Genomic DNA, 16,926 nt, shown 5'->3' with positions numbered 1-16,926 from the left:
TTATGACTGTTGGCATTATTATGGGTTCTAAATCAGATTGGCCAACCATGGAACATGCAGCACTTATGCTTGAGCATTTTGGCATTAAGTACGAAACTAAAGTCGTGTCTGCACACCGCACTCCTCAATTACTTGCTGATTACGCAAGTTCAGCCGCAGAACGTGGTATTAAAGTGATTATTGCAGGCGCTGGCGGCGCTGCGCATTTACCGGGTATGGCTGCTGCTTTTACATCGCTTCCTGTACTGGGCGTACCTGTAAAATCAAAAGCATTAAATGGTGTTGATTCACTTTTATCTATTTGCCAAATGCCTAAAGGTGTTGCTGTTGGTACGCTTGCCATTGGTGAGCCGGGCGCAGCAAACGCAGGTTTACTAGCCGCACAAATTTTAGGGTGTCAAAATCCAGAAATTTTTGCAAAAATTGAAGCTTTTCGTAAAGCGCAAACCGACACTATATTAGCTAATCCAAACCCTGCAGAGTAATAATGAATATTTTAATATTAGGTGCAGGGCAACTTGCACGTATGATGAGCCTTGCAGGCGCGCCACTTAATTTAAACGTAGTGGCGTACGATGTAGGCAGCAAGCAAATTATGCACCCGCTAACTGGCGAGGTTTATACCACATCACTTGAGCAAGCAATTTCAAACGCAGATGCAATTACTGCTGAGTTTGAGCACATTCCTGATGACGTACTAACACTTTGCTGCAACAGCAATAAGTTTTACCCAGGAAAAGCTGCGATTAAAACCGGTGGCGATCGCTCGCTTGAAAAAGCATTGCTTGAAAAAACAAACGTAACTTGTGCGCCGTACCAATTAATTACTGAAAAAGCGCACCTTGAACACGCTGTTAAAACCCTAGGTAAGCCACTTGTTATTAAAACATGCCAAGCAGGTTACGATGGAAAAGGTCAATGGCGATTAAAGTCAGATGATCAAATAGATGAAATTTGGTCACAAATGGCTGATTTTATTGCATCGGGCACAGAGCTTGCGCCACATACAATTATTGCTGAAAAAATGATCCCGTTTGATCGTGAAGTCTCTATTATTGGTGCGCGCGATAAACACGGTAATGTTGCTATTTATCCGCTAACAGAAAACGAGCACACAAATGGTGTGTTAACGCTCTCTATTGCTGGTAAAAACAATCGCAGCGTTGAAGCTCAAGCAAACGATGCATTTACTAAAATAGCAAACGAACTTAACTATGTTGGCGTACTAGCTATTGAGTTTTTTGATGTACAAGGCACGTTACTCGTTAACGAAATTGCACCGCGTGTACATAACTCAGGCCATTGGACGCAGCAAGGTTGCCACTGTTCGCAGTTTGAAAACCACATGCGTGCTGTTGCAGGTTTACCGCTTGGTAATACTGAGCTTAAACACATTACCGCGATGATAAACGTATTAGGGCAACCTAGTATTCCAGCTGACGTACTAAAATACGCAGATGTGACTAGCCATTGGTACGGTAAAACTGCAAAACCAGGTCGTAAAATGGGCCATATAAACGTATCGGCCACTAGCATGAACGACCTAGCAGATAAATTAGGCGAGCTTACTGAATATTTACCTGAGCAAGACTACCCAGGTATTTTAAAAGCGGCAGCTAATTTAATCCTTCATTAAACGGCTAAATACTCGTTTTATTAAATGCCGAGCTTGCTCGGCTTTTTTATGTTTAAAAAAGGCGCGTGGATACCCAGTTTGTGAAATAATGATTGAGTCTAAAATTTTACAGTGAAATTATTTAATGAAACTTAAAGCAATTTATAGCGCACTACTTGTTGCCGCTTCTTTTAGTCCTTTTTTTAGTAACAGTGCATTTGCATCAGACTCTCTTCGTGTTGCTACTTTTAATGTAAGTATGGATGCAACTAATCACACACCTAAAGGTGAGCAAGTTAAAAGTGATGCTTTAGTGAATGCACTTAAAGCAAACCACCAGCAAATTAAGAACATAGCGGAAATTATTCAACGTGTTCGCCCTGACATTATTTTACTTAACGAATTTGATTACATCCCAAAAGAGCAGGGTATTGAATACTTTAATAAGCATTATTTAAATGTAGGTCAACATAAACAAGCCGCTATTAATTACCCTTACTCTTATATTGCCTCGGTAAATACAGGCCTAGCCACTGAGTTTGATTTAGATAACGACGGCAAGAAAAATGGCGTGATGGGCGATGCACAAGGTTTTGGCTTTTTTGAAGGGCATTACGGTATGGCTATTTTGTCAAAATACCCAATCGATTTTGATAAAGTAAGAACCCTTCAAACCTTTAAATATAAAGACATGCCAAATGCACAAATGCCCGTAATGCCTAAAACAGGCGAAAACTGGTATAACGCACAAGAATGGCAAGCGTTAAGACTTAGCTCTAAATCGTTTTGGGATTTACCTATTAACGTAAATGATAAAACCATTCATGTTATTGCATCTCACCCAACACCCCCTGTATTTGACGGTGAAGAGGATAGAAACGGCAAACGTAACCACGATGAAGTAAGGTTAATTGCCGATTACGTTTCAAACGCTAAGTATATTTACGATGATAAAGGCGAAAAGGGCGGTTTAAAAACTTACTCTCGGTTTGTTATTTTAGGCGATTTAAATGCCGCACCAGAGGGCGATAAAGCCCGCACAAATACCACCGATCAACTGCTTAAAAATCCATTGATAAACGCTCACTTTGTTCCAAAAAGTGAGGGCGCTAAAGAGCAGTATGCTGTGCCTTATGCAAAAAATTACAGTGCTAATTGGCAAGCGCGTGTTGATTACGTTTTACCGTCAAACTATGGCCTAAAAATTAAAGACGGTGGTGTGTTTTGGCCAACTAAAACGAGCAATGAATATCGTTTAATTAAAGACAGAAACGCATCGAGCGATCATCGACTGGTGTGGCTTGATTTAATCGTTGAATAACGCCTATTAACAGGGGATGCGCTAGTAAACTGAGCTTTACCCTGTTTAATGGCTATTTATCTTAAAAAATTGCAATAACTTGAGTGCTTCTGCTTAAATACGGCTTAATTATAATAACCGTATAGAAGCACTATGATTTTTAATTTTTCTTCATCTAAAACGTTAGTGGCCTTAGCTGTTGCCTCAAGTGTTATGCTTGCAGGTTGTAGCGCGACCGCTAACACCTCATCAACACAGCAAAGTGCTTTACCAGCAACATCGGTTGCTGCGGTTGTAAACACGCCAGCAGATGCCGGCTCACAAAAAATAACGCTAGAACAAGCAATGGCCGATCCTGATTGGATGGGCAATCAGCCAGAGAACGCTTACTGGGCGAGCGATTCGGCTACTATTATTTATGCTCAAAAAGAGCAAGGTAATACACTACGCAATTTATTTAGCCAATCGGTTACTAGCCAAACAGCAGAGCAGGTAGCACTTAATAAACTTCATACTGTGGGTTCAAATAAAGTTGTTTATTCAAAAAATAAAACAATGGCGGCCTACACGTTTAAAGGCAATGTGTTTGTTAAAAACCTAAAAACCGGTGAACTTAAACAAATTACAGCGACATCAGCGAGCGAGTCTAAACCACAATTTTTAAATAATGGCGATTTAGTTTACCGCCAAGGCAATGTATTTTTTAAAGTTGATTTAAAAACAGGCTTAACGAGCGAGCTTGCTAACTTAAAACTTGCTGGTGAGCCAAAAGGGATTGAAGAGCCAAGCACGTATATTGCTAAAGAGCAGCATAAATTGATTAAGTTTGTGGCGCTTCAACAAAAAAATAAAAAAGTTAAGCAAGCACGTAATGAGCAAATTAATGAACAAAACGATTCAATTGCTAACACAGCTTACTACTTAGGTGACGGTAATAAAGTTGCAGAAGCACAGCTTTCGCCAAATGGTGATGCGCTGTTAGTCGTTGTACAAAAGCAAACAGATTGGCGTGGTGATGGCGATATTATGCCTAACTACATTACAAATGACGCCACTATAGAACCTAAAAAAGCACGCCGCCGTGTAGCCGATGCTAAAGAAGAAACCTCAAAGCTTGTGTACATCAATTTAACTAACAAAGAGCAAACATCACTTAGCTTTAATACCTTACCGGGCTTTGATGAAGATGTTTTAGCCGCAGTTAAAAAAGAAAATTATGCACGTGATGGTAAAACATATAAGTCTAAAAAGGCGCCTCGTGGCATTAACCTTATTATGGACTGGGGTTTTGAGCAAAGCCCAATAGTATGGAACGATGACGGCTCGCAAGTAGCTGTCATGCTCGAAGCATGGGACAACAAAGACCGCTGGCTTGCTACCGTTGATTTTAAAAGCAACAAACTTGTGTCGCAACATCGCCTTCATGACGATGCATGGATTGCTTATGCGTTTAACGACTTTGGCTGGTTACATAACTCGAACACGCTTTATTACCTATCGGAAGAGTCGGGTTATAGCCAGCTTTATAAAAAACCAATTAACGGCAAAGCAACTGTGCTAACACAAGGCCAATTTGAGGTTTCTAACTTAACGCTTACCAGCGACGACAGCGCAATTTATTACAAAGCGAATGTTGAGCACCCAGGCCTGTACGAAATTTACCGTGTTAACCCGCAAACAGGTAATAGCGAGCAAGTTACTGACTTAAATGGCATGACTGATTACACGTTAAGCCCAGATGAAACTAAGTTACTCCTTAAGCACTCTACAATTACCAAGCCTAATGAGCTTTATGTAGCTGACGCTAAAGCCAATACAAAAGCCACGCGCTTAACCCATACTGTGTCGGATGAGTTTTTAGCTAAAAAGCTAACTGTACCTAAAATTGTTGCTGTGCCATCGAGCCATACAGATCAACCGATATACGCAAAAGTGTACTACCCAGCTGATTACGTAGAAGGTGAAGTAGGTAAAAACCGCAAAGCGGTTATTTTTAATCACGGCGCGGGTTACTTACAGAATTCACATATGGGGTTTTCGGTTTATTTTCGTGAATTTATGTTCCATTCATTGCTCGCTGATGAAGGTTACATAGTAATGGATATGGATTACCGCGCATCTAAAGGTTACGGCCGTGATTGGCGCACCGCGATTTATCGTCAAATGGGCACACCTGAAACACAAGATTTAGCCGATGGCGTTAAATGGATGGCGCAAAATGCCAATGTTGATACCAAAGCAGTCGGCACTTATGGCGGCTCTTACGGCGGCTTTATGACCTTTATGGCATTGTTTACCGCGCCTGAGTTATTTCAATCGGGTGCAGCACTTCGCCCTGTTACCGATTGGGCGCACTACAACACAGGTTATACGGCTAATATATTAAACCATCCTGATGTTGACCCGATTGCCTATGAGCGCAGCTCGCCAATTTATTATGCTGAGGGTTTAAACAAGCGTTTATTAATTAACTCACCAATGGTTGACGATAACGTGTTTTTTCAAGATTCAGTACGTTTAGTACAGCGCTTAATAGAGCTTGAAAAGCAAAACTTTGAAACAGCGATATTCCCCGTTGAACCACATGGCTTTGTACAGCCTTCAAGCTGGTTAGACGAATACCGCCGTATTCATAAGTTATTTAAAGAAACGCTTTAATTCTTAAAATAAAGTATAAAAACAAAAACGCCGCGTTAGTTTAATAAATTAACGCGGCGTTTTTATTGGAGGGGCAATAGCTTATGCGCTATTTTTGCTTTTTTAAGAGCTCTATAGCCAGTGGTATGGCAAGTAGAGTCCCACCTATAACTCCAATTAAATGTGCATCAATGGCCACTGTGGAGTTAATAAGTTTTCCTATATCAGCATTTGGGCCGCTAAATTGCTCAAACGCTATTTTAATCCATACGCCTACAAATAATAAATAACCCGACTTAAGCCCTACAGTTATGTCTTTAACTGCCCCCCAAATAATTACACCATGCAGCAGAGCACTTAATCCGGTGTAAATATGTATGCTTGGGCAAAACCAATACACGCCGAGTCCACACCACAGTGCTAGCGCAGTTGTATTAAAAGCGTAGCGAGTAGGTGATGTGTATTCGCCATGTAAAAGCCATATTAGTAAAACACCACTGGCATTTAGTCCCAAATGAGCCCAATTAGCATGAACAAATTGGCTAGAAAAAATTCGCCACAGTTCGCCTTCATCAATTAGGCTTCGGTTAAATTCAAGTAAATTATTTAAATCAAATGCAGCAAAAATGGTACTAAATAGCAGCAGAATAATAGGCGGTAATATATAACGAGGTTGAATAGGTAAATTAAGCATTTTATTATATTTTTTTAGTCAAAATTTTTGCATATTGTGCCCGTTTAACTTTAAGATGCCAAATACAACTACGTAATTAAGTGTTTTTAGTATTTTTATGCATTTTAAACTTAACTCATTATTTGCCATTGGACTGTGCGCAGTATCACTGCCTTCATTTGCACAGCAAGCAACTCAAATTGAAACTCGCGAACCTGAAGCCGCTACTGGATTAATCCATAAAAAAGTGGTGCAAGGTGATAAATACATGGTTGCTGCGGCAAATCCATATGCCTCAAGAGCCGGTCAACAAATTTTAGCCCAAGGCGGCAGTGCCGTAGATGCTGCTATTGCTACTCAGCTTGTACTTACTTTAGTTGAGCCGCAGTCGTCAGGTATTGGCGGTGGTACATTTATGATGTACTACAACAAAGCAACCAATAAGCTTACTAGCTTTGATGGCCGTGAAACAGCTCCTGCAAATGCAGACGAAACGCTGTTTTTAGATAAGCACGGTAAAGCCGTTAAATGGATTGAAGCAGTAGTAGGTGGGCGCTCTGTTGGTGTACCTGGTATTTTACATGCCTTTGCAAGCGCGCATAAGCAATACGGTACCTTGCCGTGGGAAGAACTTTTTAAACCAGCTATTGAACTTGCAGAGCAAGGCTTTGTAATTTCGCCGCGTTTACATGGTTTATTAGCACGCCAGTTAAACCCAGGCGTGTTGAGTATGCCTATTATTAACGAATATTTTTACCCAAATGGTAAATTAATCGAAGCGGGTAGCGTTAAAAAGAATCAACCACTTGCTGATTTATACAAAGACATTGCAAAGCAGGGCATTGATGCATTTTACAAAGGCGAAAACGCTAAACAAATGGTTAATGCTGTACAGCACTCTAAAGTTGCCCCTGGTAAGTTGAGCGTACAAGACTTAGCGGATTACAAAAGCAAAGAGCGCGACGCTGTGTGTATACAATACCGAGCGTACAACGTATGTTCAATGGCACCACCTAGCAGTGGTGGTGTAGCGGTGCTACAAATGCTTGGCTTACTTGAACATAAAGATATGAGCGCACTTAAGCCAAATGGCGAAAAAGCGATTCATTACTTTAGCCAAGCATCGCGTATTGCATTTGCCGATCGCGATATGTACATGGGCGACCCTGATTTCACCCAAGTACCAACAAAGGAGCTTTTAAACAAAGATTACATTGCCTCGCGCGCTAAATTAATTACCGAAACAGACCAACCAGCCGTTGCAGGTAATCCTGTAGGTTACTTAAGCTACGCAATGGATGACTCATACGAGTTACCGTCTACCTCGCACGTATCTATTGTCGATAGTAAAGGCAATGCAGTGTCGATGACCAGTTCAATTGAAATGGCGTTTGGCTCTACGGTTATGGTTAATGGCTTTATTTTAAATAACCAACTAACTGACTTTTCGTTATCGCCACGTAAAAACGGTAAGCTAGTAGCAAACCGTGTAGAGGCTGGTAAACGCCCGCGTAGCTCTATGTCACCGGTAATGGTATTTAATAAAGACGGCAGCTTACGTTTAATTGTAGGCTCACCTGGTGGTAGTCGTATCATAGATTACGTTGCACAAGTTGTTGTGGGTGTTATTGACTGGAATTTATCAGCACAAGACGCTATTAACTTACCGCGTACAACAAATCGTAACGATTACACCAGCCTTGAAAAAGGCACAACCATTGAAGCCATTGCGCCTGCGCTTACTAAACGTGGCCACAATGTACGTATTATTGATTTAAACTCAGGCTTACACGCAGTTGAAGTTAAAAATAATACCTTATATGGTGGTGCGGACCCTCGCCGTGAAGGTGTTGCGTTATCTGATTTAACTGATAATAACGCCACTATACAATTTTAAATTATGTATAATATGCATGTGGGCAGTGAAGCCCGCATGTATTTTCTCTCAATGGTCTGACTAGCTTAATTGTCGTTGCAATTAAACCTTTAACACTGATAATGACAGATCATAACTTAAGACTCCGTTAAAGCCTGGAAATATGACAACTAATACTGATCCTAACTACTTATATATTCATCATTCTGGCCCTGGCCTAATTGAAACACCGCTATTAAATAAAGGCAGTGCCTTTAGTAAAAAAGAACGCGAAAATTTCAATCTTGCTGGTTTACTTCCTCCTCGCTTTGAAACAATAGAAGAGCAAGTTGAGCGTTGTTATCAGCAGTATTCTAGCTTTACCGACAACCTTAATAAGCATATTTACTTACGTGCGATTCAAGATAACAACGAAACACTTTACTACCGTTTAGTGCGTGATCATCTTGAAGAAATGATGCCAATCATTTACACGCCGACAGTTGGCGACGCTTGTGAAAAATTCTCAGACATTTATCGCAGCGCACGCGGCTTATTTATTTCGTATGAAGATCGTTACCAAATTGACGACATTTTACGCAACGCTACCAAAGGTAAAGTAAAAGTGATTGTTGTAACTGATGGCGAGCGTATTTTAGGCCTAGGCGATCAGGGTATTGGTGGCATGGGTATCCCAATTGGTAAATTGTCACTTTACACTGCGTGTGGTGGTATAAGCCCAGCATACACATTGCCTGTAATGCTTGATGTGGGTACTAATAACGAAAAGCTTTTAAACGATCCTATGTACATGGGTGCACGCCATAAGCGTATTGCTCAAGACGAATACGATGAGTTTTTAGATTTATTCATTAAAGCGGTTAAACGTCGCTGGCCAAATGTATTACTTCAGTTTGAAGATTTTGCACAACCAAATGCAATGCCGTTACTTAAGCGCTACCGCAATGAAATTTGTAGCTTTAACGATGACATTCAAGGTACTGCTGCTGTAACGGTCGGTTCTTTACTTGCTGCGTGTCGTGTTAAAAATTCAACCCTAAGCCAACAAAAAGTAGTTTTTGTGGGTGCAGGTTCTGCTGGTTGTGGTATTGCTGAGCAAATTATTAGCCAAATGGTTTTTGAAGGTATTACAGAAGCTCAAGCGCGTAGCCAAGTATTTATGGTTGACCGTTTTGGCCTACTTTCAGAGGGTATGGAAGGCTTACGCGATTTCCAACAAGCACTTGCACAACCGCAAGGCTCGTTAAGTGATTGGACTTACAGCGGTGAATACGCATCACTTCTTGATGTTATGCACTGTGCACAACCAGACATTTTAATTGGTGTTTCAGGCCAACCTGGTTTGTTTACTGAGCAGGCTATTCGTGCAATGCACGCCGGTTGTGAACAGCCAATTATTTTCCCATTGAGTAATCCATCTAAGCAGGTAGAAGCGCATCCTGCTGATGTGATTAAGTGGACTGACGGTAAGGCGCTTGTTGCAACAGGTAGCCCGTTTGATCCGGTTGAACACAACGGTGAAATTTTCCCAATCCCACAATGTAACAATAGCTATATTTTTCCTGGTATTGGTTTAGGGGTTATTGCCGCTAAAGCGACACGCATTACAGATGCTATGTTAAGTGTGTCTAGCGAAATGCTTGCAGAGTCGTCGCCGCGTGCAAACACAGGTAAAGGCAGTTTATTACCAGCCTTAACTGAAATTGAAACGCTAAGTAAGCGTATTGCATTTGCCATTGCTAAAAAAGCAATCGAAGAGGGCGTTGCTCTTGAGATTACTGATGATGCGTTATGGGCAGCAATCGACAAAAATTACTGGTTACCAAAATACCGTAACTATAAACGTTGTAGTGTTTAATTAGGTTTATACGTAATTAAAAATAAATAACGTTGTAGGCACAGTTACAACGCTTAACAAAAAACAGGCAATTGCCTGTTTTTTTGTGCTTGTTCATATTTAATTAACCACGTAAGGTCTTTAATAGCATTTACAAAATTAAAGGATCGACTAATGAAAACACTGACTCTTGTTTTAGGTAGTGCACTGGCTTTAAACGTACTTAGTTTTGATGCACTCGCGGCAGCGACACCCGATGCTCCTCATATTTATGTTAAGGGCGAAGCGACTCTTACTACAATGCCAGATTACGTACAGCTTAGTGTAGGTATTACCGAAGTTGATAAAGACTTAATTGCAGCTAAAAATAAAACCGACTTAACCATCGCTAAGGCAATTAAGCTCGTAAAAGAAATTGGTGTTAAAGAGGGAGATATAAACGCCGGGCAAATCTCAATAAACCGTGATAGCCAATACAACCGCACTACCGGTAATCAAGAATTTAAAGGCTTTAAGGTTTCTCGTACGTTAACAGTAAAACTCAGCGATATAAATAAATACCCAGAGTTACTACAAAGCTTAGTTAACAACGGTATTAACGAAATTAATCAAACGCAATTTTTAGCAAGTAACTATAACGAGCTGCATAAAAAAGCGCAAAAGTTAGCAATTAAAGATGCACGGGATGCTGCAAAAGAGTTTAGTGAAGATTATGGCGTTGACTTAAAAGGTTTGTACAGCGCATCACTGAGCCCACTCAATGTGCAGTCGCAGCCTTATATGCGCGCAGAAAAAGTAATGATGGCTGATAGCGCACCAAGTAACTATGTACCTGATGCCTACCATGCTGGAGAGATTAAAGTTACTGCCTCAAGCTATGCTGTGTACTACATAGATTAAAATATAGGTTCTTCCTAGGGACGATTAACTCTATGTTGCTCGGTTTTTACTTAGCCCACTAGGTTACAAACCTCGCGCCGCGATTTAATCGCCCCTAGATTGAACAAATTTCAATCCAAATAATTCAACACGCCCTAGTGGTGCTCAAAACGTGCCACCAACTTCTCACCTTGCTCTTGGCTGATACGCGCTATTGAGTTAAGCATATTAGTTACTTCGCGTCTGTCGTATTCATTAGTTACATGTTCATTTATGTCATCAACAATTGCATTTAAATAATTAAATAAACTGTTTCGTGCATCGGTATCTTTATGGGCAACAAACAAAATATTTTTAAATGCCTCAAGCACGTTTGTCATTACGTATGCATCGCCTTTGGCGTAATTACGCAGCGGTGTAAAGTTGTCGTGTAATAACTCATCAAAGCTTGTTTCGTGAAGGTACAACAATGGGGCATTATCACTGTGCTTAAACGAGTAGTTAATATCGTTAATTGACAGCCTTTGGATAAGTAAAATACTCAGCATATCAATTGATTTAACCGCAGTACCTGGATCGTTGATACCCGGGCTCATTGCCTTAACTGCAATCTCAGATATTTGCGTTAACCCATAACGGTAATGATCGCTAATGTACTCTTCTATATAAAAAATAAAGCAGTCGAGAATTTTATTTATCAGCTCTTCATCGTTTGCTATATCTTTATTACATTTTAAAAACGGGTAACCTTTAACTGTAAAATAGCCTTGGTTAACAGAGATATACACCTTTATATCTTGCTCTGCCAAAATGGCACACAGCTTATCGGTATGTACGCCTTTATAATATCCCTCTGTTTTACTGCTTACCGAATGCCACTTGCTAAAGTCTGGAAAGTCTTCAACTGGGTTCTCTTGTTGTCTTAGTATTATTGTTTTAATTTCGTTTTTAGTTTGGCTAAACAAGCCATTTAATACGTTATCAACCTGAATGGCACGAGAGATTGAATGTATAAAAAACACAAATAAACCTAATGAAATCAAGCCAAAAACAAGTGCAAACAACACACCAATTGAAGGAATAGCCGTACTGCCACCTTCAAGTTTATTAATGTTTATAAGCATAATAATTGAGTAAATTATGCTGCCTAAATAAAAGCCCAAAACCATTTGGTGTGATTTACGCGTAATAAGCCCAGGCACTACGCGGGGCGATAAACTCGCACTGGCCGAATTTAAAACCACCATTACCATCGAAAAACTAAACACGGTAAGCGAAATAATACTCCCCGCTAAAGTGCTTAAAATAGTACGCGCGTTTTCGGCGCTATCAACAAGTACAACCGATATAAACGATTTTAGCTGCTCAATAGGGGCTAAATATTCAACCGACATAGTTATAATGGCAAATACTAAAAAGCCCACTGAAAGCATAGAAGGGTAAAAGCCAATACTGTTAATCATTTCACGGTAACTGTCGGCTACTTTGCGAGGTACAAACATAAAATCCTTATGTAATTTTCTACTTACTTAATACCCTTAGCTTAGCATAGGCATTTATTAAACTTCTGATAATGCTGCTCAAATTTATATGTTATTATCACGCCCACAATAATAAAGCGCATGCTTATGCGATAAAAATAACAGGAAAACGCCGTGATCATTTCAACTTATGCTGCATTACTTGCATTTTTTTACATTTATTTGAGCTTTAACGTAATAAAAGTGCGCCGCGCGGAGCAGATATCACTTGGTGATAATGGTAACGCAACGCTACAACGTGCTGTGCGTGCCCACGCTAACTTTATGGAGTACGTGCCAATTGCTTTAATTTTACTTTTTTTGGCAGAGTACCAAGGGCTTGCTAGCCATTACTGTCATATATTAGGTGGTGCGTTATTAATAGGGCGTGTGTTTCAAAATTTAGGCATAGTAGAAAAAAGCCTGAAATATCGCCAAATTGGTACCATTACTACATTTTTGGTGATTATTGTTAGCGCCTTTGTATTGCTAGTGACACGTGGCTAATTAAAGAAAAGTTAATGAGCAAAATATTTATAATAGGTTTACCGCGTACCGGCACTACTAGTGTGTGCCACGCATTTTTAGAGCTTGGTATTACAACGGCGCATACCGCGTATACTAATGCTTGTTTTGAAAATGCTAACGCGATTGCCGACACTCCCATATTTAATGACTTTAAAGCGCTTGATATTCATTACCCAGACTCTAAGTTTATTTATTTAGAGCGCGAACTTGGTGCATGGCTTGTATCAATAAAACAGCTTTTAACGCGTATGCACACTAATTTAACGCGCGGCGACGGGGGCTTTAATATTCATATAAAACGTTGTTATTTAAATACGTTTAGTGAGCTTTCGCTTAATAATATTAGCGACGATAGTTACTTAGCTCACTGCTATAAAACACATTTTAATGATGCTCAAACGTACTTTAATAACCGTGACAACGATTTTTTATCCATTGATATAGCAAAGCCTGATAGCTATAAAAAGCTATGCAATTTTTTAGCGTTAAAAAGTGATAAAACTGATTTTGAAAAAATGAATATGGGTGGCAAAGTTACCGCGTGGAACGATATTAAACACCCGTTAAAAGTTGAATCTACCTCTAAAGGGCGCATAGATAAATTACTGCCTTACAAGATTTTTTAAATCAAATACGTTAAAATCCCCGCATTATTATTTAAGTTGTACAGAACATGTTTGAATTAAAATACCACACCCCATTTGAATGGACCGAAGTTGTCCTTGCTGACTTTAATACTTTTTTACAAGATCACGCCGCTGCAGAAAAAAAAGCATCGGGTATGGCTATGTCTATGCTTTCGCATTATCCAGACAAACGTAAATTAGTAAAAGCTATGACCGACTTAGCGCTAGAAGAATTAATACACTTTAAACAAGTACTTAAATTACTTTTAGAGCGAGATGTAAACTTAGGTGACGACAAAAAAGACCCGTACATAAAACAAATACGTGCACTGTTTAGACACGGTCGTGATGGTTTTTTAATGGACCGATTACTGGTTGGCGGTGTAATTGAAGCACGTGGCCACGAGCGTTTTTCTTTAGTTGCACAAGCGCTTCCTGAGGGTAAAGAAAAAGACTTTTATGTTGCTATTGCTAAGTCAGAAGAAAAACATAAAAACCTATTTGTAGAACTAGCTTACGAATACTTTGAAAAAGAAGAAGTTGATGTTCGTCTAGAAGAGCTGCTTATAGCTGAAGCTAAAATCTGTGAAAGCATCCCGTTTACAGCCGCTTTGCATTAATTAAAACTAGCGTAAAGCGTATTTTCACTCGCTTTGCGCCACACACCTCTGCTCTTATTTCTTTGTTAACCTCTTCATGAATTGTTGATTTGCAATTTGCGAATCAAAATAATAAAAAACACGTTTATACATCTTAATCCACTGATTATAAATACAAAAACCCTTGGTCTCATACTTGCTACCTATACAGTAAGCAAATTGAGGGAAAGGCTTATGTTAAAATTTATTTTTATACTATTACTAATATCTTTTACCGCTATGGGCAGTGAAAGTCATTTAGATTATATAGAAAATGCAAATGGTGAGCGGGTACAAAAAGTATCGCACTTAGTTAAATGGACGCATACTCGCTTTGTGTTTACCCGTGATATTTCTCGTATTGCACTTGGCCACGAAACAACACTTGATGTGAACGTGGTAAATGGCCGTGAGCTACTAATTTTAGCTAAAAAGTTGGGCCGCACATCTATGATGGTGTGGTACGACGATAAAAGCTCTGAAACATTTTTACTTGGCGTAACCGAAGACTACAGCGTACTAGAAAATGCCTTAAACGACATCCATCCTGACGTACAGCTAACCATAGCGCCTGATCGCCATGCTGTTGTATTACGTGGTGAAGTACCTACTATAAATTATCGTCATGCCGCTTATGAAGCTGCAAAAAACTACCTTTATGCCAGTAGCTCACAAGCATCACAACCCGTTATCACCTCAAATCCTAACCAAGGTATGTTTAATTCACTTGCTCAACGCTTGCAAGGCTTGGGTAACGCAAACGGCGGCAGCTCTCAAAACTCGAGTAAAGTCGCTATTATTAATTTAATAAAAGTAACTCAAGCACCCAAGCCTAAAGAAGAACGTATTAGCGAAGTAATAAAATCAATGGGCGCAGATAAAGTGACCATTAAACGCATCTCGGTTGATGAGTTATCAAATGACGACAACGATGTGTTTTTACTTTCCGGCTCTGTAAAAAACCAGATAGAGCTAGTGCGCTTATTAAATACAATTAATAAATTATTCGAACCAGAGCAAGCATTACAAACTCAGGGTTCTCCTCTTGATCCTAATAATTTAATGGGCGGCGCAACGCAGGATAAAAGTTCAGGTATTGAAGTACTTGCCAACGAGTCAGGCGGTTTAATAAATGATGCTACCTCAGGATTAAATTTAAGTAATGTGAGTTCTAATATTGCAAGAGCAACGTTGCTGTCAGTGGCTGGCGGTAAAGTTTTGTCGAGTATTGAAGTTGAAGATTTACCGCAAGTGCGTGTATCGGTGCAGCTATACGAAGTAAATCAACGTAGGTTAAAGCAATGGCGCCCAGATATTAGCGTGCTCTCTAATGGATATGAAAAAGAAGCGGGTTTATTTGGCCGTGACGGTATGACTAATCGTGAATCTGGCTCTGCAACAATAGAAAATGCGCTGCAATTAATTGGCGGTCAATTAACTAATAACTTACAGCTTTCTACCTCACAGTTTGCCATTGATATGTTATTTTCATTACTTGAACAAGAAGGTATTTCTCGAACGCTTTCTCGCCCTACAATCACGGTTTTAGCCGGTGAAAGTGCCGTGTTTAAAGTCGGTGGTGAAGTACCTGTACCTACAAGTTATAGCCCTTCAGGAATTACAAGCGGGCAGCAAGGTAGTAGTGGGTCGGTGTTTAGCGGTACAGAATTTAAATCATTTGGAGTTGAATTAAATGTACGCGCCATGGTTGACGACAAAGACAGAATAACACTTGATCTAAACCCTGTAATTTCATTACCCGATACCACGTTAACCGCCGAAATTGCACAAAGTACAGGCAGCAGTTTAAACAGTAGTGCATTTAATACACGCAGCATGCAAACATCAACACGTTTAAAAGACGGACAACCTCTTATTATTGGTGGCTTAATTAGCACCGATAACAACGCAAGCCACGACTTTGTACCTGATGGCAACGGCAATAGCATGCTAGGAAAGTTAAGCGAAACAACCAGTAAAAGTGAAAACAACCGCGAGCTAATTATTGTTGTTACTCCAAACCTGGTGCGTGAGCCAATTAATACCTTACGTTCGTGGGAGCAGGCAAATATAGACACCCAGTTACTTAGTTACATACAGGAGCAAGGCCTATGAAAATATTTTATATAATTTTACTGCTTACTTTATCGGGTTGCGCTCATATTGATTACAAGCCAACAGTAAATCCTTACAACGCGTTGAGTGACATCGTTAAAAAATACCAATTAAATTCCCAACCATTAAAGTGTGAAGGTATAAATGCAAGTAACTGTTTAAACCTAGTGCATGAGGTGAATCAGTTAATGCTTGAACACCCCGATAACAAGGCAATACTTTCAATATCGGCCTACGTACTTTATAAAAGTGGCCGTGCTAATCAATCTCAACAAGTTATAAACACATTACTGAATAAAGCTAATCCACCATTAAATGCAATTACTTTAGGGGTTACGTTAGCAATAGAGCAAGGTAATTTAGCTAAAGCAAAAAGTATTGCTCAATACGGCGTTGATGTTTTTGGTACACATGCTTCACCATACCTGCAAATGGCCTCTATACATTATGCTCAGGGCAGTTACGTTATAGCTTCAAACTACTTAGAGCTTTCGGTTAAGTTTGGTTTAAATAGCACTGCCTATTTTTACCATAAAGGGTTAATTGAAGAAGCTAATACCAATAATTTATTGGCTTGTGGCTACTATGAGCAAGTTTTACGTGCAGAACCCACGCATAAAAAAGCACTTGCTAGGCGCGGTAAACTCTCCGTTTTAGGTAATTGTTATTCTTAAGGCCTTCG

At 39.8% G+C, this 16,926-nt stretch carries 14 protein-coding genes; 12 read left to right on the top strand and 2 right to left on the bottom strand.

Annotation, left to right across the window (positions count from 1 at the left end; translation table 11 throughout):
- The first annotated feature begins 2 nt into the window (after positions 1-2).
- The 4 genes from purE (at position 3) to GQR52_RS12255 (ending at position 5,573) form a co-directional block, all read left to right on the top strand.
- Positions 3-485: a 5-(carboxyamino)imidazole ribonucleotide mutase gene (gene purE / locus GQR52_RS12270; RefSeq protein WP_002962540.1), complete on the top strand. Its 483-nt coding sequence runs from the start codon at positions 3-5 to the stop codon at positions 483-485.
- A gap of 2 nt (positions 486-487) precedes the next feature.
- A complete protein-coding gene (locus GQR52_RS12265) occupies positions 488-1,636 on the top strand; it encodes a 5-(carboxyamino)imidazole ribonucleotide synthase (protein WP_165728643.1) in 1,149 nt (382 codons plus the stop codon).
- A gap of 124 nt (positions 1,637-1,760) precedes the next feature.
- Positions 1,761-2,936, top strand: coding sequence for an endonuclease/exonuclease/phosphatase family protein (locus tag GQR52_RS12260; protein WP_165728642.1), 1,176 nt, complete (start codon positions 1,761-1,763; stop codon positions 2,934-2,936).
- A gap of 132 nt (positions 2,937-3,068) precedes the next feature.
- A complete protein-coding gene (locus GQR52_RS12255; RefSeq protein ID WP_165728641.1) occupies positions 3,069-5,573 on the top strand; it encodes a prolyl oligopeptidase family serine peptidase in 2,505 nt (834 codons plus the stop codon).
- An 88-nt stretch (positions 5,574-5,661) separates the two neighbouring features.
- On the opposite strand, the gene rrtA is transcribed toward GQR52_RS12255, so the two are convergent.
- Entirely contained in the window at positions 5,662-6,246 is a 585-nt protein-coding gene (gene rrtA, locus GQR52_RS12250; protein ID WP_165728640.1) for a rhombosortase, read from the bottom strand.
- A 97-nt stretch (positions 6,247-6,343) separates the two neighbouring features.
- Here rrtA and ggt point away from each other — a divergent pair, with 97 nt between their 5' ends.
- The 3 genes from ggt (at position 6,344) to GQR52_RS12235 (ending at position 10,838) form a co-directional block, all read left to right on the top strand.
- Entirely contained in the window at positions 6,344-8,122 is a 1,779-nt protein-coding gene (gene ggt / locus GQR52_RS12245) for a gamma-glutamyltransferase (RefSeq protein ID WP_165728639.1), read from the top strand.
- A 142-nt stretch (positions 8,123-8,264) separates the two neighbouring features.
- Positions 8,265-9,959, top strand: a complete 1,695-nt coding sequence (locus GQR52_RS12240) for an NAD-dependent malic enzyme (protein ID WP_007586692.1) — start codon at positions 8,265-8,267, stop codon at positions 9,957-9,959.
- Between the two features lie 153 nt (positions 9,960-10,112).
- On the top strand, positions 10,113-10,838 hold the full coding sequence (locus GQR52_RS12235; RefSeq protein WP_007586691.1) for an SIMPL domain-containing protein: 726 nt from the start codon (positions 10,113-10,115) through the stop codon (positions 10,836-10,838).
- Positions 10,839-10,972: 134 nt separating this feature from the next.
- Here the strand turns inward: GQR52_RS12235 and GQR52_RS12230 are convergent, their stop codons facing one another.
- A complete protein-coding gene (locus GQR52_RS12230; RefSeq protein WP_165728638.1) occupies positions 10,973-12,319 on the bottom strand; it encodes a DUF2254 domain-containing protein in 1,347 nt (448 codons plus the stop codon).
- A gap of 153 nt (positions 12,320-12,472) precedes the next feature.
- On the opposite strand from GQR52_RS12230, the gene GQR52_RS12225 reads away from it, so the two are divergent.
- From GQR52_RS12225 to GQR52_RS12205, 5 genes are all read left to right on the top strand, one after another.
- Positions 12,473-12,844 carry an MAPEG family protein gene (locus tag GQR52_RS12225; RefSeq protein ID WP_007586689.1) on the top strand — a complete coding sequence of 124 codons (372 nt, stop codon included), beginning with the start codon at positions 12,473-12,475 and terminating at the stop codon, positions 12,842-12,844.
- A 14-nt stretch (positions 12,845-12,858) separates the two neighbouring features.
- Entirely contained in the window at positions 12,859-13,491 is a 633-nt protein-coding gene (locus GQR52_RS12220) for a sulfotransferase (protein ID WP_165728637.1), read from the top strand.
- A 47-nt stretch (positions 13,492-13,538) separates the two neighbouring features.
- A complete protein-coding gene (locus GQR52_RS12215; RefSeq protein WP_007586685.1) occupies positions 13,539-14,111 on the top strand; it encodes a tRNA-(ms[2]io[6]A)-hydroxylase in 573 nt (190 codons plus the stop codon).
- 213 nt (positions 14,112-14,324) lie between these two features.
- Complete coding sequence (locus GQR52_RS12210; RefSeq protein WP_165728636.1) at positions 14,325-16,244, top strand: pilus assembly protein N-terminal domain-containing protein; 1,920 nt, start codon at positions 14,325-14,327, stop codon at positions 16,242-16,244.
- Entirely contained in the window at positions 16,241-16,918 is a 678-nt protein-coding gene (locus GQR52_RS12205) for a hypothetical protein (RefSeq protein WP_165728635.1), read from the top strand. The genes GQR52_RS12210 and GQR52_RS12205 overlap by 4 nt, the downstream gene beginning before the upstream one ends.
- Positions 16,919-16,926 lie beyond the last annotated feature (8 nt).

The sequence above is a fragment of the Pseudoalteromonas sp. 31A1 genome (assembly GCF_011378815.1).
GTDB lineage: Bacteria > Pseudomonadota > Gammaproteobacteria > Enterobacterales > Alteromonadaceae > Pseudoalteromonas > Pseudoalteromonas arctica.
The sequence above is the reverse complement of the archived record's forward strand: the minus strand, read 5'-3'. Positions and strand labels throughout refer to the sequence as shown.

Coding starts and splice junctions, on each gene's coding strand:
- GQR52_RS12260 (WP_165728642.1), top strand. CDS start 1,761: ATGAAACTTAAAGCAATTTATAGCGCACTACTTGTTGCCGCTTCTTTT.
- GQR52_RS12240 (WP_007586692.1), top strand. CDS start 8,265: ATGACAACTAATACTGATCCTAACTACTTATATATTCATCATTCTGGC.
- purE (WP_002962540.1), top strand. CDS start 3: ATGACTGTTGGCATTATTATGGGTTCTAAATCAGATTGGCCAACCATG.
- GQR52_RS12255 (WP_165728641.1), top strand. CDS start 3,069: ATGATTTTTAATTTTTCTTCATCTAAAACGTTAGTGGCCTTAGCTGTT.
- GQR52_RS12220 (WP_165728637.1), top strand. CDS start 12,859: ATGAGCAAAATATTTATAATAGGTTTACCGCGTACCGGCACTACTAGT.
- GQR52_RS12235 (WP_007586691.1), top strand. CDS start 10,113: ATGAAAACACTGACTCTTGTTTTAGGTAGTGCACTGGCTTTAAACGTA.
- rrtA (WP_165728640.1), bottom strand. CDS start 6,246: ATGCTTAATTTACCTATTCAACCTCGTTATATATTACCGCCTATTATT.
- GQR52_RS12205 (WP_165728635.1), top strand. CDS start 16,241: ATGAAAATATTTTATATAATTTTACTGCTTACTTTATCGGGTTGCGCT.
- GQR52_RS12230 (WP_165728638.1), bottom strand. CDS start 12,319: ATGTTTGTACCTCGCAAAGTAGCCGACAGTTACCGTGAAATGATTAAC.
- GQR52_RS12215 (WP_007586685.1), top strand. CDS start 13,539: ATGTTTGAATTAAAATACCACACCCCATTTGAATGGACCGAAGTTGTC.
- GQR52_RS12210 (WP_165728636.1), top strand. CDS start 14,325: ATGTTAAAATTTATTTTTATACTATTACTAATATCTTTTACCGCTATG.
- ggt (WP_165728639.1), top strand. CDS start 6,344: ATGCATTTTAAACTTAACTCATTATTTGCCATTGGACTGTGCGCAGTA.
- GQR52_RS12265 (WP_165728643.1), top strand. CDS start 488: ATGAATATTTTAATATTAGGTGCAGGGCAACTTGCACGTATGATGAGC.